The sequence below is a fragment of the Spartinivicinus poritis genome (genome assembly GCF_028858535.1).
Lineage (GTDB): Bacteria > Pseudomonadota > Gammaproteobacteria > Pseudomonadales > Zooshikellaceae > Spartinivicinus > Spartinivicinus poritis.
The window spans coordinates 14,275-33,324 of sequence record NZ_JAPMOU010000054.1 but is presented as its reverse complement, the minus strand read 5'-3'; the positions used below and the strand labels follow the sequence as shown (position 1 = coordinate 33,324).

Here is a 19,050-nt window from a genome sequence, read left to right as displayed (position 1 = left end):
TATACCTTCTCAATCAAATTGCCATACTGTTCAAATATACAGCAGCTAATGGCTTAGGTATAGTGATAATTAGGAAATACTTTGTTAATTGATTATCCGCTCGTCCATATTCAAGCTGCCCGTTTAAGCCCGGTGCTAATTGATAATTCAGCCCCAGGATATCAATATGATCAATTTTGCTTTGCCGGTCATAGCTTTCTAAATCACTTAATAATTGGCTGGAACGGCGATTATGATATTGATTAAAACGGGTCAAATACACCCGTGCATTTTTCCAGTTAGCGGTAATTAAAGCACCAAAGATAGAGCTGGCAGTCACATTAGAGTTGGCCGTTGAAAAGGTGGCTATATCTATATTTTGCAAGCCGTAGTTTAAACCGATATAAAAGGAATCATCACCAAAACGCAGTTTAGTATAAGCTTGTGATATTGCCGACAAGCTACCACTACTGTCACTATTGAGCTGAGGCTGACGCAAATAATCAATCTCTTCTGTTTCTAAAAGAGGCACTTCTATTTGGCAGGCTTGTGGCTCTTGACTACCAGGGTCCGACATACAGTCTTGCATTTCCTTACTTTTTGCTTCAAGTTGCTCATAACTAAAAGACGAAAATACAAACTCTCTATCATTCGGTACTGGCTGTTCTATAAAGCCCTCTGCTGCTGCCCCTTCACCAGCCTGCTGCTGATTAGCAACAAAACCATGGGCGCCTCCTGTATTACTTGCTCCGTTACCATTATTGTTGCCATTCACATAAGTTGCACTTCCCATGGTGAAGTCAAAACCAATAAAGCCAAAATAATAATCAGACTTAAATTCCAGCTCTAAACCATGAACCCACTCATCCAAGTCAAATACTTCACTGCGCTGAGCCGCATTACTATTAACAAATAAGTTGTTATAGCGCATGGTTAGTGGGCCATTTTGTTGTTCAGCCCCACGAGCAATATTACTCACTAAATAACCTAATAAAGCTATTACAGTCACAAAGGATAAATGCCTTACGGCGACTACATCATAACGCATTACAACGACCACTGGATGAGTTGTTTATAGTAAATACATTTCTGCAGCTAACATTCAGTAAATATCTTTCTATCCCCTTCTGAGTTTATGGCCAGAGGATAAAGTACAGGTAGGAAATACAAGGAAATTGGTTTAATTGAAACTAAAATTCACGGTTGTCCTCCATGGCTAGTTCAGTTTCCCTTCAATTCTTGGGAGTAGTTAAGGATCATTCAAAAACTTTCTTGAGTTTCTTGTCGTATTTTTATTTATTTGCTTTTAAATTTAAAGTTAAAGGTTCACAGTTTTTTGTACTATTTTAGTAAACCTATTGCCGTGCTAGAGTCTTTTAGCAGCCTCATTGTCTGCTATGGCCATAAAAAATTATTCGCGAAACGAATATTTAGGCTAGCCTGATTAAGGAGCCAATAAAAATAAAAAAGGACTTTACAAAATGTGTTTAATTATTGCCTTGCCATCCAATATACGACTTTCTATCCCTTTATTGTTTATTCTACTATATACCGCAACCACTTCAGCTAACAGCTACCCACAAAGCTGGCTTAATCGTGCTATTCAACTACAAATTAAGCTGGATATTAGTGAGCCGTTAGGCCGTAGTACTTTTTTATATACTCATAACAGTTATAACTCAAAAGCCTATACCACTCTGGGCAGTTACTGGGATCCTAACCATCAACTCAGTATTAGTCAGCAACTAGATTATGGTATCCGTGCTATCGAGTTAGATATTCACTGGACATTAGGTACCCGGGCCAAAAAAGAGGTTTTGTTATGCCATGGTACGGATAAGCACACAGGTTGTAGTATTTTTGATCGGCGTTTTACAACAACTATAAAAGAAATCAATACATGGTTAAGAAAGCCCTCCCATCGCGATCAATTGTTAATGATTTACCTCGAAGACCATCTGGATGGCCATTATCCTGAAGCCTTAACGATGTTAAATCAGTTCTTGGGTGACTTAATCTATCGACCTGATAGCTGTCGCCAGCTTCCCCAAACAATCACTAAACAAGCCATTTTGCGACAGGGTAAACAAATCATTTTAGTAGGCGGCAATTGTGCTACACCTGCCTGGAGTACAACAGTATTTAAAGACCACTGGCCAACCGAAAACGGCAGTTTTAGCGGTTACCCCAAGTGCACAACCAAACACTTTTCAGCAACAGCTGTAGCAAACCAGCTAATTCGTATTTATGAAGATGCTACCTGGCTCACCCGCCACTTTGGTAATCCTCCGCCAGCGATCACCCCACAAGTGATGCGTGATGCTGTATCTTGTGGGCTTGGTTTAGTGGGTGCAGAACCGTTAACAACATTTGATCCACGGTTGCAGGCAGCTGTGTGGAGCTGGGCAGAAAATGAGCCACATACTAATTCAGCTGGAAAACATTGTGCTGTCCAAGGTCGTAATGGCCGTTTCAATGCTGAAGCTTGTAGCAGTCATTACGCCCATAGTTGTCGTAATAGACAAACTAACGAGTGGCAAGTAACACCCGATACAGGTACTTGGTCAGTAGGTACGGCTCGATGTATAGCAGCGTTTGGTACTCATTTTCAATTTGATGTCCCCAGAAGTGGCTATCAAAATTTGCAGTTATTAAAAGAAACTTCAGGAAAAGCTGTATGGATTAATTACCATGACAAAAATAGCCTAGGGGAGTGGCTACCTGGAGATTACCCTACTAGTTTAATTAATAAATAACAGATTCAGCCTAGTGATCAACCCTCAAAATAAAAGCACTGATTACCAAAAATATTGTGATTTAAAAGCTCTATTTAAAGTGACGCACATCTAAAATCATCAGTTAAAATGCCTAAACTCATTTTAGGTTGCGTATAGTTTAGTCTCTCAAAACATGGGGAGATTTAATATGGGAATTTTAGCTTGGATTGTATTAGGATTGATTGCAGGTATTTTGGCCAAGTGGATTATGCCTGGACGTGATGGCGGCGGCTTTATCATTACCACTTTATTAGGTATTGCAGGTGCTTTAGTGGGCGGCTATGTTGCCAGCTTATTTGGCTTTGGTGGAGTCAATTCATTTAGCTTACAAGGTATTTTAATTGCCACTGGCGGTGCATTCCTCTTGTTATATTTATATCGACTGATTAAATAAATTAAAAAATCTTTTTAAAGCTAAGGGTGTAGAATTATTTACACCCTTAGCTTTTTAAAGAGCCACTACCCTTTTTTATGTAGCGTATAATGCTCATCAATAAATAATAAAGAAGCGGTTGCTCCGCGTAAAGATAGCTTTAACTTCACTTGCTTACCGGTTTGACTAATATAACTAATCGTTAACCAGCGCCCCGATTTTAACAAAGGCAACAATTGACCTGTTTGTTCATTCGTCAACCGCCCTTCATTCAAGCTGTTGCTTTTGTATGATGATATCAGCCAGGTCAATCATGCCATACTTTTTCACTTAGCTTAAAGTGGACTTCTTGTTGATAAGACAAAAACTCGTTAAATACTGTTAAGGCTTTCTGGTAATTATTGGCTGTCGCATTTTGCTTAAATTCGCCAATTGCTGTTAACAGCCTTGCATGTAACTCTGGACTTTCAATTTTTTCCAGAAGTTTATCCACTTCATCTCTTACTGATGAGCCGATTGTTGCGATCGCAATAAATATTTTTTTAAATTCTTTCTCATGCTGTTTCGTAAATAGCTGCCAGCGCTCAGTCTGCTCAGTGCTATTTAAGGCATTATAAATAGGTAATAGATAGCTTAAGGTATTACTCCCCAACCACTCTTGCCTGACAACAGTTTGGGTTTCTGCTGCTTTTGCACTCACTGCTGCTTTCACTGTAGGCGCAATCTCTATACCTAAACCTGGCATCAGAGCAGCCCGACCAAATTGAGTTTTTATTCTTACAAACTGCAAATTCCAATGTTTTTTATCTGATTTTTTAAATCGACATTCCAGGCTTGCTCCCAGCTCTAACCCCACATCAAATACATGACTTAAGGTTTGTCTTAACTGTGAAATGATGCTTTGCTGTGTGACTCCTGGCTCAGTATCATTGCTTTTTAACATAGCATCCAACCCATTAAATGTCGTTTTTTCAGAGTCAATCAGCGATAAAATATCCTCAATATTAAACTGATTATCTAAGCTAATCATTAAGTCTAAAAACTCACCTTGCCGGTAATAATTTGGGTGTTTTTCAGTATTAGTATAGGTAGCGCTTAGGCTTAAACCAATATTTTCTGAAGGCAGCTCAAGTGTTAATGTGCCACCAAAGGCATTACGTAATAATTGGCTACGTGTCGAAAAGCTAAGCTGATCAGCCATTGTACTTTCTGGGATATAAAATACAGGTTGTCTTAGTTGCTCCCCAAAGGCTTGATAGTGTTGCTTATATGCTTCCTGTTGTTCTACTGGGCAACTGGCTATGTATAGTTGCAACAACGCTATATAAGATATAGAAATCGTTTTTAAGTATTCAACCCGCCCTTTTGCTTCTCTCTGCAATTCAATAGATGCTTTAACTTGTCTTGCTTGTTCTAACGTACTTGATGGAATTTTTTTTGGATTTGCACGGGCATAATCACAAAACTGGGCCAAGTCACTATAATGTTGATATTCTGCAAATAATCCATCTAATACCTGCTTTGCTCTAACTAGCAAGGGTTTATCAGCCTGCTGGATGGCTAGCTGAGTCAAATCATTAATACTTTTGTTATAATAGTGCGAATCATAACGAAATAACCGAAGGGAGTCTTGTTGCAAGCTATCAATCAAAGGCTGCCGCTTAGCAATATCAGCGTTAAATACACTTTTTGATACTTCACCTTTAAATATTCGCCTGAACAGGTTAACTCCAGCAGCCATCTTACCGGTAAATAATTTCATTTTTAGCGGCATTTTTTTTATTTTACCCAACGCTGGAACTACTTGAGCAGGTAACCCTTGCTTAAGCAAAAGATTATTTAGCCGATGCTGACTAGAAAGTGCCTGCTGCTGCAATTCCACATAGGTTTGGTTTCGTTTCCAATCCATTAAGTGGCCAATACTCTTACTGGTTGCAGCAGTAAACAAAGCCCCCATAATAGAATCTACCTGACGGTCAACAAATGCTAACAATGACTCATCACTGTAAATAGTGCCATAGCCAGCTTGCACAGCTGCCTCCCCTTCAACAATCGATTTATCACCTCCCGCCATGCTCAGCTTCAAACCTGCAGAACGAATTTCAAAAATACCAGTATCATCCTCTGTTAATACCTCAAACATAGCTTTAATAGTTATACTGCCTTCAAGTAAGTCCAATCCAAGTAAACTTGCTCCCACTGATAAGCGTAACTGTGCTTGAAATTTGCTACTGGCTCCTGGTTGCTCTAATTGTATCAACTGCTGATAAAGCTGCTGCTTGAGTGATTCTCGAGCACCAGCCAAGCTTTGCAATTTTGCATGAACAGCTAATAGTTCTGCTAATTCTTGTATATCACTTGTTTTAGGCAGCGTATCAGCTAATTTTTTTAACTGCTGATAAAAGCTACTTATCTCGGTTTCATTTAAGACAGGTGCAGACTGTTGATTTAATTGGTCTGATAATTGGTCTAGTTGCGAACTGAGTTCTTTTGTAGTTAGAAGTTTTTGCTTATTCAACTCAGCTACTTTTTTTTGGAACAACTGTAGTACTGTTACCACACTCTCGCGTAACCACTCTCCTTGTTCATTACGCATTTTCAAAGGAACAATCACTGATGAAGGTGCATGATTATGTTTACTTAAGCAATGTTTAAATAAAGTAAAACATTTAGCCGGTTTTTCTGAGTTTGACTCTACATTATTGAGTACTTTGATAATACGTCCGTTGCGTATATATGCAACCGATTCACTCATGTAGTTAGGTGCAGGCTGATGAACAGTGTTATTTAAAGATACAGTAGTTGAGTACATTGCAATGATCCTCATCCACAAACTGTTACTTTGATAAGTTATCTCCCCAAAAATAAATCGTGAATGGTATACCTCTAGCAAAAAATCCCTATCATTAGTATTTTTAGGTTTCCAATTGATACTGAATCAAAAAACTGGATATATTCGTTAAAGTAACTGTTCTATGTTTGGGCTAACATTAATTTATATTTATTGTTGACACACGCCCGACCATTTCAGCAGACCAATAAAAACCGTCGATATTTGAAATATTCAGGCTAGCGTGGTCGATTATCACTAAAGACATAGAACAGTATCTTTAGTGATTAGTTTTAAATATTTAGGTTTCTTAGCCAAAAACTAGGCAAGCTTTATGGGTATAGTCATAAGTTGACTAATCAAAAGAAAGTATAAGAACGGTGGGTATATTCAAACATATCAACAAAAATTATTGAGCACCTTGTGAAGCCCAACAACCGTAGGCGTCATTAATTCTGTTAAAGCTTCCTGAAAGTGTTTTGGTTCAAAAATAACACCTCCATTATCATTACGCTCAAATACCAGGGGTGCAGGTCCCACTTCGATTTCAGTTATATTAAGCCCTAACTGTTCTCGTCGTATAAGTTCTTGATCTATATAACTGAGTAACTGCTGACACTGTTCTGTTGTACAGTCAGCAAAAATTCTTTCAACAAAAGTAACCCCTTGCAAGTGATCCATTTCATGCTGAATGATATGCGCAAAAAAGCCTTCGCAAGTTTCTAAGTGCTGATTGCCTTGCTCGTCCCAATATTCAACTGTAACCGACCGATGCCGTTTGACTTTTCCTCTTATAGGGCCAAATACACTTAAACAGCCTTCACCAGAAATGGGAAAATACGTCTCCTGGCTGACAGAGGTCATTTTTGGATTAAGCATCACGGTGATATGAGGAATCGTTTCACCAGGGTAACGCTCCATGGCTTGTTGCCGTAATTGCTCATCATCAGTCCCTATAATCATGATTTGTACGGGCTGTTTGATTGCAGAACACTGATTACAGGCAACCCCTACCCCGCCATTCAAGCTTTCTTTCATGATGGAAATCATGGCTGATATTGCTGAAAGATTGGATAAGTCAGCCGGTTTAAGCGACTGATGCAAAATAGGATCACCCACTTGTCGTATTGCTAGTGATTGACTACTTACTTTCATGTTACTCACTTACGTTACATATTGTATGGCAGAGAAGTCAAAAAATTAACTCAGTACCTGATATAGATTAACAGGGTATTCTTCCGGCACTCTACAAGGCCATCCCTAGCCTTTAACGCCAAAGCGGTTCCCGACCGCAGCTATAGAATACCCTATTATTCCATACCCATCAGCTTTCATAGCCAGATTATTATATAAATATAGGAGTTATTATTGAGGAGCAATCAACGACAAGTGCCAAGGATGGTGTGAATGTCATTTATGCAGGAGCAATCAACGACCGTTGTTCTGCCAATCCCATCGATATGATAAAAGGATCAGTTTTTTGTCTTTCAATAAAATCCTCTTTAGCTTGCCAGCCTAGCCAATTGATAGTAATTAATGATTGAGCGACAGCCCCACCCAATGTGGTACCAGGGCCTAAAATAATCAGTTTATCAGGGGCGAACTCTTTCACCCCCACTTGAATGGCTTTGGTAAAATCATAAGTGCCTATCACTTGATGACCAAGAGTATAATCCCATAGTAAAGCAGGATCAGTACTATATGGAGACCATAGCTTTCCCTGTCCATCAACTAATGGAATCTTCGGTTGCTGAAATAAGTCTTGAGCTAATAATTGCTTGGCCTGTGATGATACCCCTTGTTGCAGCGGGGTATGAAAAGCAGCATGATTAAACAGCCGCATTGGGAAACGCTCTTGTTCTGGCGGCAGTACTTCGGTTAATTGTTTTAAGGCTAATTCATTACCACCAAACACCAACATGCCACCCAATTCAATGGATATATATAATTCACAATCGGTCTGTTGATTAATAGCTGTCATCATTTCCAGTAAATGTGCACGTCTACCCTCAATTAGCTGCCAATTCGCATCAACCAAAGGATAAATTACCTGACCCCCCATTAGCGATTGGTGCATGATATTACCCATGGTATTAATTAGCGTTAACGCATCCATTGACTCCATAGCCGCGGCAACCGCTAGACTAATGTACCACCCCATGGAATTCCCGGTAACCGCAACAATTTCAAACTCGTCCTGATCAATGGCTAAAAAGTCACAATAAGCACATGCATAAATCAATGATGAAGCATTATCACCTGCACTATGTTGCTTTAAAGAGTATTGTTCAGCACTGTCTAATTCAGTAAGGGTGATTTGCTGCTGTGCTGACCGGTAGTTGTCAGCCTGGGTTATCCATGATTGTTGTTGGTGATGATAACGTTGTAGATAACCCAGTTCGGTTTTATTGTAGGTACCCCGTCCAGGGCATACGACAAGTGCTCTTTGTTTGGTTTTCATCATTTGTTAGGCTTGCTTTATGTCGTATAGTGAGTTTTTTGTACTTAACTGATTGACTACATCAAATGCAGCTTGAATAATTGACGCTTTGCTGGGTAAAGTACAGCTGGCTGCCCGACCAATAGGAATAAAGCTGTCAGTGGCAGTGAGGCGTTTAATCGGCTTATAAAAGTCACCCGTCTCAGTCATCTGCTCCATAAATACTGTCATTAGCGCTTCGCTAATTGAGCCGGTTTGCCGACACTCGTCCACTATTAATACTGACTGACAAGGTGCAGCTGCTTCGAGAATGGCTTCGTGATTTAATGGGGCCAGCCAACGCAAATCAACTATCCGTAAACTGATTCCATATTGCTCAGTGAGCACTTTTGCTGCCTGCCGACTTAAATAATACCCATTACCATAAGTAATAATGCATAAATCTGTACCATTGCCATATTGACCAATTTCACCACAACCAATTAATTGTGTACCTGGCTCAGGATAAGTAAATAACCATTGCTCATCTCCTGGCTCGTGTAAATCCCTGGTCATATATAAAGCAATCGGCTCAATAAACACCACGATACGCTGTTCTTCTACAGCTAGCCTTACACATTCTCTCAATAAGCCGACAGCATCAGCACCATTGGATGGACAAGCAATAATAACCCCTGGGATATCTCTAAATACGGCAAATGAATTATCGTTGTGAAAGTGCCCACCAAACCCTTTTTGGTAACCTAAACCAGGAATTCTGATCACCATTGGATTGGTATATTGCCCTTGAGAGAAAAAGCTGAGTGTAGACGCTTCACCACGAATTTGATCTTCAGCATTATGGATATAGGCTAAAAACTGAATTTCAGGGATAGGAATAAAACCATTATGAGCCAAGCCAATCGCTAAACCTAAAATACTTTGCTCATCCAGCAAAGTGTTAATTACCCGGTGAACACCAAATTTTTCTACTAATTTACTGGTAACATTATAGACGCCCCCTTTAGGACCAATGTCCTCTCCTGCTAAAACAATATTCTGGTATTTCAGCATTAAATCCACTAACGTCCAGTTTAAGAGTTTGGCTAAATGCTGGGGCTTTTCCAATTGTTGCTTATCTCTGGCAAAAACCTGGTTACGATCATTTTCATTCACTTCACCTATTGTAACAGGCTTTATTTTAGGTGGAATTAATGATGCAACCACTGCGTTGGGATCTGTTAAATAAGACTTTGTCGCCACTTCCTTGGCTACTGCTCCAACCCGCTCCGCTGTCCACTGATAAAGCTCTATTACTTGCCGTGGACTTAAAATACACTCTTCAACTAACAAGCAGGCACTATATAGCAGAGGGTCCATCGATTCTTGGGCAATGATTTGAGCACGGTTTAAATAAGCAGTTTCCGCATCAGAGCCCGCATGACCTAATAGCCGCACACAACGAAAATGTAAAAAAACTGGTTTACGCTGTTTTCTTGCAATCTGTACTGCCTGTTGGGCCGTTTGATAGGTGTCGATTAAATCCAGCCCATTACAGCTTAAATAAATAATGTCTTCTCTAGCCTGAATGGTTTGAGCAACCCACCCTTTTGGGGTTGGGGTAGAAATACCAATGCCATTGTCTTCACACACAAATACAATAGGAAGTGGCACTTGCTGATAGCTTGTCCAAGCGGCAGTATTTAGCGCGCCTTGCGCTGTGGAGTGATTTAATGACGCATCACCAAAACTACATACCACCACACTATCCTGTGGTAATTTTCCACACTGCACTCTTTTCGCTAAAGGGATACTATAAGCCGTGCCCACCGCTTTGGGTAAATGGGAGGCGATGGTACTGGTTTGAGGGGGAATAAATAAACTTTTTGAGCCTAATACTTTATGCCTGCCACCCGCAATAGGATCATCACTGGAAGCAGCAAAACTCAATAACATGTCGTATAAAGGGGTTTGCCCTGGAAGTTGCTTTGAGCGCTGGATAAAAAAAGCTGCATCACGATAATGCAGAAAAGCCATATCGGTGTATTGACACGCAGCGGCTACCGCCGCCATTCCTTCATGCCCAGTACTACCAATGGTATAAAAAGCCTCACCGCGCTTCTGCATACGTCGGGCTTCTAAATCAAGGTGACGACTCAGCAACTGACTCTCAAATAATTCCACTAATTGCTGGGAAGTTAAGTAGGTATTGACTAATGGTATTCTCTCTGACCAACAAGGCCAATTACCCTGCTGTACCCGCTGAATAAAATTTTCGTCAATGACCTCAGCACGATTTCTCATCACCTTTCCTCACAGTACACACCTGTTTTATTATTTTTATTCGCTTTTCAGTAGTAGGGCATTTTTAAAGGTTTATTAGTTGTATTCTTTTATCCCATTCCCTCTCAGAATGTCGCAAAAAGCTAGCAGATATGGGGTGACAGGGTGTTAATCGCTGCTGTCGGGAACAGCTTTAGCTCTAAAGGCCAGGGATGGCCTTTTAGAGCGGCGAGGAATAGCCTATCATTCCATATCAAACACTAGCGCTATTTTTACATCCTTTTGCGACAGCATTTCACGAAGTCAAAAGAAAGAACGTTTCTTAAAACTCTTACACTAACAAAATGCTTGAATGCCAGTCTGCGCCCTACCCAATATTAACGCATGAATATCATGGGTTCCTTCGTAAGTATTGACTGCCTCCAAATTCATTACATGCCGGATAACATGGAATTCATCAGAAATACCATTTCCACCGTGCATATCCCTTGCTATACGGGCTATCTCTAACGCTTTACCACAAGAATTACGCTTTAATAAGGAAATTAATTCGGGTGGACATCGGTTGTCGTCCATTAGTCGCCCAGCTCTTAAGCAACCTTGTAAGCCCAAACTAATTTCTGTTTGCATATTGGCTAACTTTAATTGAATGAGCTGATTAGCAGCCAATGGTCGGCCAAACTGTTTTCGATCTAAGGTATACTGCCGCGCTTGCAACCAGCAAAACTCGGCAGCACCTAATGCGCCCCAGGCAATCCCATAGCGCGCTTTATTTAAACAACCAAACGGGCCTTTAATGCCTTTTACACTAGGCAATAGTTGTTCTGCAGGCACCACTACATCTTCCATCACTATTTCACCTGTAATGGATGCTCGCAACGAAAACTTACCTTCTATTTTGGGAGCCGATAACCCAGGCATGTCTTTTTCTAAAATAAAGCCGCGTACTTCGCCATCTAGTTTTGCCCACACAATGAATACATCAGCGATTGGGGAGTTAGTAATCCACATTTTACTCCCATTAAGCCGATAGCCATCCGCTACCTTTTCGGCTTTGGTTCGCATACTGGCAGGGTCTGAGCCTGAATCTGGCTCAGTTAAACCAAAGCACCCTACCCACTCCCCTGATGCTAATTTTGGTAAATACTTCTTCCGTTGGGCTTCACTACCGTAAGCATAAATAGGGTGCATCACCAATGAAGACTGCACACTCATAGCCGAACGATAACCGCTATCAACCCGTTCAATTTCTCGTGCAGTCAGTCCATAACACACATGATTAACACCCGCACATCCATACTCTGCTGGTAAGGTAGAACCTAATAAGCCCAATTCTCCCAGTTCAAATAAAATATCCCGGTCAAATACTTCATCCCGATTGGCTTGCTGCACCCGAGGCATTAATCGTTTTTGCGCATAGTCAAAGGCCGTTTGCCTGACCATCCGCTCTTCTTCAGTTAACTGCTCATCAAGTAAAAAAGGGTCTTGCCAGTTAAAGGCAGGTTTATGTTTATCCATTATGAATGACTACCTTCTTATTACAGAGTAATTTCCTAATATAGTAATTTCCTATCATGGGTTGCTACCACCCAATTGTCGTTTAAAGCCAGCTTACGATGTTTTACTATTGGTTTAAAATACTGTTTAACTTTGTGGGGTATAGGTGAAAGCTATGGACCTGCGTTCTCTTAACTATTTTATTGCCGTATATGAGTTACGCTGCATCAGCGCCGCAGCAAGGGCTTGCTTTGTCGCACAACCCTCTATTTCTGCCGCGATTCACCAGCTTGAAGGATCGCTAAACACCCAGCTGTTTCATCGACACCCCAAAGGCGTTGAGCCAACAGAAGAAGGTCACCGTCTTTATCCAATGGCCAAGCGGCTAACCAACGATGCCAAAACCATTCAACACACATTTGCTAGTGAACCTTCCCCTATTCCATTTCGACTCGGGCTAATGCGATCGCTGGGGGCCGATCGAATGAGTACATTATTGAAAGAGCTCACCAGTGCTGTTGATGCTTTAGAACTCACCTTAGTTAATCCAGAGGAACCCTGCGATGCACGAATTATCGATAGCACCTTAATTAGCCAGGATGAGTGTGCTCAACCAATTTGGCAGGACCGTTATATGATTGCATTACCTATTAATCACCCACTATCAAATCAAACAGCCATTCACTTTACTGATCTGGCAGGGTTACCCTTTATTAACCGACACCCTTGTGATGCCCTCACAAAATTAAAACAAGCCTTAGCTCAACAAAATATTTATTTGAATAACAGAGCCCATATTCGCACCATCGAATATGCATTAGCGTTGGTTAGTGCAGGAGTTGGAGCTGCATTTGTGCCAGATTGGGAAAACACTCCAAATAGAGCTGATATTGTATTATTACCTTTAGCCGAGCTAAGCATTAGCCATCAAATTGTTCTGGCTTATCGGGAACATGCCCTCCTTGAAGGCCCACTAAAAGTATTAGTGGATAACTGTAAACAATGTTATAGCCCTTCAAACCCTTAAAATACCCTTCTCTGTAGATATTCTTACAACTTGCTCTATACCTAATAGCCGTAGCTGGCAAAGGTTTTCCAACAGGCCCTAATATGTCAGCTGTTTTATTTTTCTCATTTATCGTTTTTTTTATTTCCATCATTATAAGTAATTAGTTTAATTTAAAAGTCTCTTTATTAGTTTCATCAATTAAAGATATTAACAATTTGAATAACTATCTAATATCCTGAAAAATAAAGAAAAATCTGCAAGCAAAAAATCAGTCACATGTTTAAATAATAATAACGAGTTAGTTTATAGCCAAACGATACAAAAGTTGCCCAACTTATGTGACCAACTCCAAAAAAATATTAAATAAACACGTGTATAAAAAGCACCCAGAAAACGCAATATGTAAAGTTTGTAAGCGAGGGTGCGTCGAATGCAGAAAAAATTAATGGCTTTAGGTTGTATAGCAGGTGGAGCACTTGTTGCGGTTTTACTGGCAAATCCATTTACCAAAAAGGAAATACCAGCACAGCAACAAACAGCCACCACTGACCAGGTCATAGCAAAAGTAGCATCGGCTCAACCTGTGATAGAAAAGCGTCAGTCTGCTCAAATAAAAGCTAAGTCACAGCAAAACCAACCCGCTGATTCATCAAGCCCCTGGCAAGCAAACCAATGGGAATCAGCCCTAAATGAAGATGGCTTAAGCTACTTCAAAACCAATGCGACCCCTCAATATTTTGCCAACTTAACAACAGGGCAAACCCTTCGTTTACCACTCCCCGAGCAGGATAGTGATTTTTCTGTCACCTTGTCAGAAGCACGTAAGGGTTATGGCGATTTAGATATTGTCTCTGGTGATGTACCAGGTACAACTCAAGGGGTAACCATTGTTAAAGGTAAACTAGATACGCATATGACCGTCATCACAGCCAATACAACTTACACTGTGGTTGTTGATAACCAAACGGGTGAAACAAAAATTATTGATGATAGAGACCGAGCTAAACTGCAGTTTATTGATGGCAAAGATGGCTTAGAGCATCATCAGCAAGAAAAACAAATACCTTTCCCACCAGGCTTAAAACAAGCTCCTATTTCAAGTGCTTCATAAAAGCTTTTAATAATTATTTTAATGACAGTGACTACTAAGAGGACTCATTAAATGTCAATTAGCAATCAAGCGAAAAAAATTGGGCTAGGCCTTGCCTTTACAGGTATTGCATTATCCGTAAATGCGGCCCCTAAAAATTTAGACATGTTAATTCTGTATACGCCAGAAGCCTTACAGACAATTGAGGGCCGTGATATAAACGCCCGGGTAAATATCTTTATTGAGTATTTTAATCGGACCTTAAAAAACAGTAATGTCGATTTCCGTGCTCGTGTGGTACACAGCCAGTCAGTTAATTGGTTAGGTGATCTTAATGGTGCCTACGATGCTAATCTAAGAGCTGTCACTAACGATGACAGAGTCAGCCAATTAAGAGATAAATATGGTGCTGATATTGTTTCTGTCGTATATAAAAACCCACCCAGACAATCTTGTGGTTTAGGTTGGATAGCTTCAGGAAAAAATGGAAGTTTTAATTACTGGGCAGCTAAAGGCGACTCAGGTTTTAACCTGTCAGCCGTTAACTGTTATGACTACATTATTGCTCACGAAACGGGTCATAATATGGGGTTAAGACATTCTATACCTCAGGATGATCAGCAAGGATATAGTTTTCCTAACAATCACTGGGGAACATTTAAATACAGTCGTGGCTATGGTGAATATAATAACTTCCATACCCCAATGGCTTATCCATCTGCTTATGGTGCACCCTGGAATAGTGTTCAGCCAATATTTTCTAACCCAAGAAAAAATATTTGTGGCGGCCAACTAGGTACTAACCGAGCTTGTGGTCAAGCAGGTATGGCTGATGCAGCTGGAGCACTTAAGCAAATGAGTAGTCAAATTTTAAGCTATAGACCAACTCGTGTAGCGGAGACCACAACCAAAACGACTATAACAACTAGGACGACCACTCCCACTGAGCCAACTCAACCAATAAAACCAGTAAAGTTAAACATGGTTTCCGACTTTAGTAATGTTAATCACGGTTGGAAATCTATGTACAGTAATATTAATTTAGGTTCAGATCATCGAAACCGAAATAATAACGTACTGTATGTTCAACAGGCTAACTACTATTGGGCTGGAGCTTATAAAAATGTCACTGAAACCATAAAGGGTGGAAGCTCATACGATATCAGTCTGGATGCATGGATTTTCGAAAATAAACCTGTTCATGCGTACCTTTACGTTGTCTATGACAATAATAAAACTGACTGGATTCAAGTAATTAACTATAATGTGCCTAGCTGGCGTTGGACTACACTCAACAATCAAATCAATATCGCTAAAGGCCAGGTTAAACGTGCTGAGCTGTATCTTTACGCTCCTGGCTCAAACTACTTTGTTGATAATATACGACTAGCCCAACGATAGTTCACTTTTCTCTCAATAAAAAAAAGGTGCTTTTTAAGCACCTTTTTTTTATCTGTAATGCAGCCGTGTTATATCTTAATGCAACTTTTTTGAGGCACCCTACTCAAGTAACCTTTAACACGTATTTTTCAACTTCAATAAAATGCTTAACGTTTTCAGGTAATTAAAGTTGAATTTTATCAAGTAGCGTTTGATTAAGTGGTACACCCTGTATAAACAAGGGTGCTGTTAGAGTGTTCGTTTATAGTCGTTCCCTTGTTATTTTAATTAACAATACATCCATCTGATCAATTGCTAACTCTAACTGAGCAATGATTCGGTCAACTATTGACTGATCCTTTGCCATAATAATAACACTCCATTGTGCTTGCTGATGCAAATCATGAAAATCTGACTCAGTGATAGCAACATTAGTTACCTTGCCAAATTTATCTTTAAGACCACCTAAACGGCTCCTTTTTTCTTTTAGTGACCGACAGCCTGGTAAATGGAAAAATAGTGTTAGTAACTGAATGACCATTTATTTTAATACCCTACGCATTGGGTATATTTAGGTAAGATGAATCTCAATTGAAAGTCCATTTTGCTTTAAATGTTCAACCAACAAGGCTCGGTCGGCCTGATTTAAAAATTCACCTACAGGAACTATTTGATTTCGATAGCACAGACTCACTTCATCTGCACCAACCCCATGAGTTCGCTTAAATACTTGTACAGTGGTCCATTCTCGCTGCAATACATAACGTTGCTCTAAACGCCGATGCCCCTTTTCGATACAGATCTGGTCAATGGTCAGCCAAATTCGCTGCTGGCGAGTTGCTTGCCAAGCGGTGTAATAGAGCCCTATGGCCAGGCAAGCAAGTTCAAGCCCAGCAAAAGGCAGGACTACCCAAGCCCCTACTAAGGCAAAACCTACAGCAATAAGCAGGCTCAATACAGCAAGACCGCCAAAAACCTGCAAATTGCCACGCCAGCTTAACGACTGATTAGACTTTAACCAAATTTCTTGACCTACCTGTTTGCTCTGTTCCACAACAACCATAATTAAGGGCCTGTTACTTACTTCGTAAGCAATGTCACTGCTTAGATAATGTAATCCAGAGAAGAGTCAACCTCTGTTGAATTCTATGAGCAAACCAAACACTTAATGTCTAAGCTTAGTTCAAGTACACCTAGTACTGAAGGATGCACCATACGCGAAGGATGCCATGACTCAAGAAGCTAAATTTTCAATCGGGCAAATAGTTCATCACAAACTGTTTAACTATCGAGGAGTTGTGATTGATATAGACCCTACCTTTATGCTTTCTGATGAGTGGTATCAAGCCATGGCCAAAAGCCGCCCACCCAAAAATAAGCCTTGGTACCATGTGTTAGTGGATAATGCAGTCCATCAAACCTATGTTGCAGAACAAAACTTAGAGCCTGATGACAGTGGCGAACAAGTCCACCACCCTGAGCTTGGACTTTATTTTGATCAATTTATTAATGGCCAATATCACTTAAAACAAAAATCCAATTAACCTGCCATATTTTGCCTTTTTATTACCGACAACTGTCTTAATGTAACTATCAGATAGTCTTTTTCTGTTGTTTCAATAACGTTTAACAACCGACGTAGCCCACTCACCGTCAGATAGCCAAAGCGAATGGTTTTTAGGGGAGGCCGTCAAGCGATGAGTTCCAGTAGCACTCTTATGTAAATTAAGGTAGCTACCGCAAGTCTTGCTGTATCAGACTTGCCCCCATGAGTTTATGTTTTTATAAATGATTAGGGTGAAGACAGTTTATTGCTCCTGCATAAACTGCATTCACACCATCCTTGGTGCTTAGCGACGACAACAAACCCCTTGTGCCCTAGGGGTATAAAAATCATTCGAGAAGGGTATAACATAATTGAAATAAGAGAAATATTATGAAACTAACAAGACTCACCTGTATCCTGGTTGCTACTACCTGTTTATCAACTGCGGTTTTTGCTAAAGAACCCAAAGCGAGTGTTGGGGACAAATTAGTGGGCGTAGGATCTGGTATGGTTATCGGTGCGTTAGCGGGTGGCCCTTTTGGTGCAGTCATTGGTGCTGCTGTTGGTGATGGAGTCACTGAAAAGTTCGCTATGGCAGAACAAGCAGAAGCAAATGAGGCTGCACTGATTACAGCCCAACAGGAAATTGAACTGCTTAGGCAGCAGCTGGCAGCAAACCAGCCAGATAGTGAGTTAATTAGTGGCAATAATTATTGGATCATAGACGAAAACCAAGCCGCACAATTCCCTGTATTGTTTCATACCGCCGAGAGCCGTATACCAGCATCTCATTTAGCGCTGCTTGATCATTGGGTAACCATATTAATAGCAAATCCAGCATTGCAAATTCAGCTGGATGGTTACGCTGATCAGCGAGGCTCAAATAGTAGCAACCACCAATTATCACTGGCCAGAGCTCAAGCGGTTAAGCAATATTTGATTAGCGAAGGCATTGACCAGACACGTATTAATATCATCGCCCATGGCAAACAAGAGGCTACTGCAGCCCAGGGAAATTTTGACGGTTATGCGTTGGACCGCCAGGTCATTGTAACACTTAGCACTAATGAAAACACAGCAACTGTTGCACAAAATTAGGCCGCATGGGTTACCATCGGCTGAGCTACTGACTGAGCTTTTTCCTTACCCAATAACACCTCAACCAGGGCCAGAGCAAACGCTAATGCAGTGCCAGGCCCCTGGCTGGTAATCAGTTTATTATCCTGATCAATTACCACCGCAGCAGTTTTATCAACCTGCGCGCCTGTTAATTTATCTTGAAAACTGGGATAACAGGTTGCTTTGACCCCTTTCAACCAGCCATGTTGTGCCAACACCACAGCAGGTGATGCACAAATTGCAGCATGCCATTGTTTATTATTTATTTGTTTTTCTAAAATGTCAGTGAGTGGCTGGCACTCGTACAAATGTTTTGCCCCTGGTATTCCACCAGGTAGAACGATAAGTTTATAGGATTGATTCATACAGGCTTTGATATGACAGTCCGCTTGAATTTTTACCCCTCGCGAAGCTGTAATCAACAGCGAATCAGTTGGCATGCAACTGGCCACAGTCACTTCTATACCCGCACGGCGCAATACATCAATAATACAAACCGCTTCTAATTCTTCTGTACCATCAGCAATGGCAATTAATACCTTAGTCATATTATTACCTAGTGTAGAAAAACGAGTGCTTATAGAATAGTATGGCTGGACAATAGCTTTCTCACAAAAATGCTCGCTAATGAGGGTGTCGCAAAAGGTTATGAGCGAAGCAAAGACAAGGCAAGGCAAAAATCGGCGAAAAAGCAGAGTTTATACTTAATAAATGAGCATTTTGAGCCGATTTTTAACGCAGTATTTGC

Annotated in this window: 17 protein-coding genes; 7 read left to right on the top strand and 10 right to left on the bottom strand. The window is 40.6% G+C overall.

All coding sequences use genetic code 11. The features are described from left to right. Nucleotides 1–13: 13 nt before the first annotated feature. A complete protein-coding gene (locus ORQ98_RS24770; protein ID WP_274691508.1) occupies nucleotides 14–1,027 on the bottom strand; it encodes an OprD family outer membrane porin in 1,014 nt (337 codons plus the stop codon). 433 nt (nucleotides 1,028–1,460) lie between these two features. Here ORQ98_RS24770 and ORQ98_RS24765 point away from each other — a divergent pair, with 433 nt between their 5' ends. Both ORQ98_RS24765 and ORQ98_RS24760 read left to right on the top strand, forming a co-directional pair. Further along, on the top strand, nucleotides 1,461–2,735 hold the full coding sequence (locus ORQ98_RS24765) for a phosphatidylinositol-specific phospholipase C domain-containing protein (protein WP_274691507.1): 1,275 nt from the start codon (nucleotides 1,461–1,463) through the stop codon (nucleotides 2,733–2,735). A 169-nt stretch (nucleotides 2,736–2,904) separates the two neighbouring features. Further along, nucleotides 2,905–3,150, top strand: a complete 246-nt coding sequence (locus ORQ98_RS24760) for a GlsB/YeaQ/YmgE family stress response membrane protein (protein ID WP_274691506.1) — start codon at nucleotides 2,905–2,907, stop codon at nucleotides 3,148–3,150. A 65-nt stretch (nucleotides 3,151–3,215) separates the two neighbouring features. Here ORQ98_RS24760 and ORQ98_RS24755 read toward each other — a convergent pair whose 3' ends face one another. The 6 genes from ORQ98_RS24755 to ORQ98_RS24730 form a co-directional block, all read right to left on the bottom strand. Continuing rightward, nucleotides 3,216–3,440, bottom strand: a complete 225-nt coding sequence (locus tag ORQ98_RS24755) for a hypothetical protein (RefSeq protein ID WP_274691505.1) — start codon at nucleotides 3,438–3,440, stop codon at nucleotides 3,216–3,218. Beyond that, nucleotides 3,437–5,941: a hypothetical protein gene (locus tag ORQ98_RS24750; protein ID WP_274691504.1), complete on the bottom strand. Its 2,505-nt coding sequence runs from the start codon at nucleotides 5,939–5,941 to the stop codon at nucleotides 3,437–3,439. The genes ORQ98_RS24755 and ORQ98_RS24750 overlap by 4 nt, the downstream gene beginning before the upstream one ends. 417 nt (nucleotides 5,942–6,358) lie before the next feature. Beyond that, the gene (locus ORQ98_RS24745; RefSeq protein WP_274691503.1) at nucleotides 6,359–7,114 is read right to left on the bottom strand and encodes a peptide deformylase; all 756 of its coding nucleotides are present in this window, start codon (nucleotides 7,112–7,114) and stop codon (nucleotides 6,359–6,361) included. Nucleotides 7,115–7,373: 259 nt separating this feature from the next. Further along, nucleotides 7,374–8,423: an ACP S-malonyltransferase gene (locus tag ORQ98_RS24740; RefSeq protein ID WP_274691502.1), complete on the bottom strand. Its 1,050-nt coding sequence runs from the start codon at nucleotides 8,421–8,423 to the stop codon at nucleotides 7,374–7,376. A gap of 3 nt (nucleotides 8,424–8,426) precedes the next feature. Then, nucleotides 8,427–10,682, bottom strand: coding sequence for a dehydrogenase E1 component subunit alpha/beta (locus ORQ98_RS24735; protein WP_274691501.1), 2,256 nt, complete (start codon nucleotides 10,680–10,682; stop codon nucleotides 8,427–8,429). A 315-nt stretch (nucleotides 10,683–10,997) separates the two neighbouring features. Next, nucleotides 10,998–12,179, bottom strand: a complete 1,182-nt coding sequence (locus ORQ98_RS24730; RefSeq protein WP_274691500.1) for an acyl-CoA dehydrogenase — start codon at nucleotides 12,177–12,179, stop codon at nucleotides 10,998–11,000. Between the two features lie 154 nt (nucleotides 12,180–12,333). On the opposite strand from ORQ98_RS24730, the gene ORQ98_RS24725 reads away from it, so the two are divergent. From ORQ98_RS24725 to ORQ98_RS24715, 3 genes are all read left to right on the top strand, one after another. Beyond that, nucleotides 12,334–13,185, top strand: a complete 852-nt coding sequence (locus tag ORQ98_RS24725; protein WP_274691499.1) for a LysR family transcriptional regulator — start codon at nucleotides 12,334–12,336, stop codon at nucleotides 13,183–13,185. A 412-nt stretch (nucleotides 13,186–13,597) separates the two neighbouring features. After that, entirely contained in the window at nucleotides 13,598–14,278 is a 681-nt protein-coding gene (locus ORQ98_RS24720) for a hypothetical protein (protein WP_274691498.1), read from the top strand. Between the two features lie 51 nt (nucleotides 14,279–14,329). Beyond that, nucleotides 14,330–15,658 carry a zinc-dependent metalloprotease family protein gene (locus ORQ98_RS24715; protein WP_274691497.1) on the top strand — a complete coding sequence of 443 codons (1,329 nt, stop codon included), beginning with the start codon at nucleotides 14,330–14,332 and terminating at the stop codon, nucleotides 15,656–15,658. 241 nt (nucleotides 15,659–15,899) lie between these two features. Here the strand turns inward: ORQ98_RS24715 and ORQ98_RS24710 are convergent, their stop codons facing one another. Then, nucleotides 15,900–16,178: a DUF503 domain-containing protein gene (locus tag ORQ98_RS24710; protein WP_274691496.1), complete on the bottom strand. Its 279-nt coding sequence runs from the start codon at nucleotides 16,176–16,178 to the stop codon at nucleotides 15,900–15,902. A 30-nt stretch (nucleotides 16,179–16,208) separates the two neighbouring features. Further along, complete coding sequence (locus ORQ98_RS24705; RefSeq protein WP_274691495.1) at nucleotides 16,209–16,700, bottom strand: DUF2244 domain-containing protein; 492 nt, start codon at nucleotides 16,698–16,700, stop codon at nucleotides 16,209–16,211. Between the two features lie 166 nt (nucleotides 16,701–16,866). On the opposite strand from ORQ98_RS24705, the gene hspQ reads away from it, so the two are divergent. Beyond that, nucleotides 16,867–17,181, top strand: a complete 315-nt coding sequence (gene hspQ / locus ORQ98_RS24700; RefSeq protein WP_274691494.1) for a heat shock protein HspQ — start codon at nucleotides 16,867–16,869, stop codon at nucleotides 17,179–17,181. Between the two features lie 392 nt (nucleotides 17,182–17,573). Next, the gene (locus ORQ98_RS24695; RefSeq protein ID WP_274691493.1) at nucleotides 17,574–18,281 is read left to right on the top strand and encodes an OmpA family protein; all 708 of its coding nucleotides are present in this window, start codon (nucleotides 17,574–17,576) and stop codon (nucleotides 18,279–18,281) included. On the opposite strand, the gene ORQ98_RS24690 is transcribed toward ORQ98_RS24695, so the two are convergent. Further along, on the bottom strand, nucleotides 18,278–18,850 hold the full coding sequence (locus tag ORQ98_RS24690; RefSeq protein ID WP_274691492.1) for a DJ-1 family glyoxalase III: 573 nt from the start codon (nucleotides 18,848–18,850) through the stop codon (nucleotides 18,278–18,280). The two genes, ORQ98_RS24695 and ORQ98_RS24690, sit on opposite strands and share 4 nt — an antisense overlap. Nucleotides 18,851–19,050 lie beyond the last annotated feature (200 nt).

What these genes read in the sequence shown, in the direction of transcription:
- ORQ98_RS24770 (WP_274691508.1), bottom strand. Translation starts at nt 1,027, where the DNA reads ATGCGTTATGATGTAGTCGCCGTAAGGCATTTATCCTTTGTGACTGTA.
- ORQ98_RS24765 (WP_274691507.1), top strand. Translation starts at nt 1,461, where the DNA reads ATGTGTTTAATTATTGCCTTGCCATCCAATATACGACTTTCTATCCCT.
- ORQ98_RS24760 (WP_274691506.1), top strand. Translation starts at nt 2,905, where the DNA reads ATGGGAATTTTAGCTTGGATTGTATTAGGATTGATTGCAGGTATTTTG.
- ORQ98_RS24750 (WP_274691504.1), bottom strand. Translation starts at nt 5,941, where the DNA reads ATGTACTCAACTACTGTATCTTTAAATAACACTGTTCATCAGCCTGCA.
- ORQ98_RS24745 (WP_274691503.1), bottom strand. Translation starts at nt 7,114, where the DNA reads ATGAAAGTAAGTAGTCAATCACTAGCAATACGACAAGTGGGTGATCCT.
- ORQ98_RS24740 (WP_274691502.1), bottom strand. Translation starts at nt 8,423, where the DNA reads ATGATGAAAACCAAACAAAGAGCACTTGTCGTATGCCCTGGACGGGGT.
- ORQ98_RS24735 (WP_274691501.1), bottom strand. Translation starts at nt 10,682, where the DNA reads ATGAGAAATCGTGCTGAGGTCATTGACGAAAATTTTATTCAGCGGGTA.
- ORQ98_RS24730 (WP_274691500.1), bottom strand. Translation starts at nt 12,179, where the DNA reads ATGGATAAACATAAACCTGCCTTTAACTGGCAAGACCCTTTTTTACTT.
- ORQ98_RS24725 (WP_274691499.1), top strand. Translation starts at nt 12,334, where the DNA reads ATGGACCTGCGTTCTCTTAACTATTTTATTGCCGTATATGAGTTACGC.
- ORQ98_RS24720 (WP_274691498.1), top strand. Translation starts at nt 13,598, where the DNA reads ATGCAGAAAAAATTAATGGCTTTAGGTTGTATAGCAGGTGGAGCACTT.
- ORQ98_RS24715 (WP_274691497.1), top strand. Translation starts at nt 14,330, where the DNA reads ATGTCAATTAGCAATCAAGCGAAAAAAATTGGGCTAGGCCTTGCCTTT.
- ORQ98_RS24710 (WP_274691496.1), bottom strand. Translation starts at nt 16,178, where the DNA reads ATGGTCATTCAGTTACTAACACTATTTTTCCATTTACCAGGCTGTCGG.
- ORQ98_RS24705 (WP_274691495.1), bottom strand. Translation starts at nt 16,700, where the DNA reads ATGGTTGTTGTGGAACAGAGCAAACAGGTAGGTCAAGAAATTTGGTTA.
- hspQ (WP_274691494.1), top strand. Translation starts at nt 16,867, where the DNA reads ATGACTCAAGAAGCTAAATTTTCAATCGGGCAAATAGTTCATCACAAA.
- ORQ98_RS24695 (WP_274691493.1), top strand. Translation starts at nt 17,574, where the DNA reads ATGAAACTAACAAGACTCACCTGTATCCTGGTTGCTACTACCTGTTTA.
- ORQ98_RS24690 (WP_274691492.1), bottom strand. Translation starts at nt 18,850, where the DNA reads ATGACTAAGGTATTAATTGCCATTGCTGATGGTACAGAAGAATTAGAA.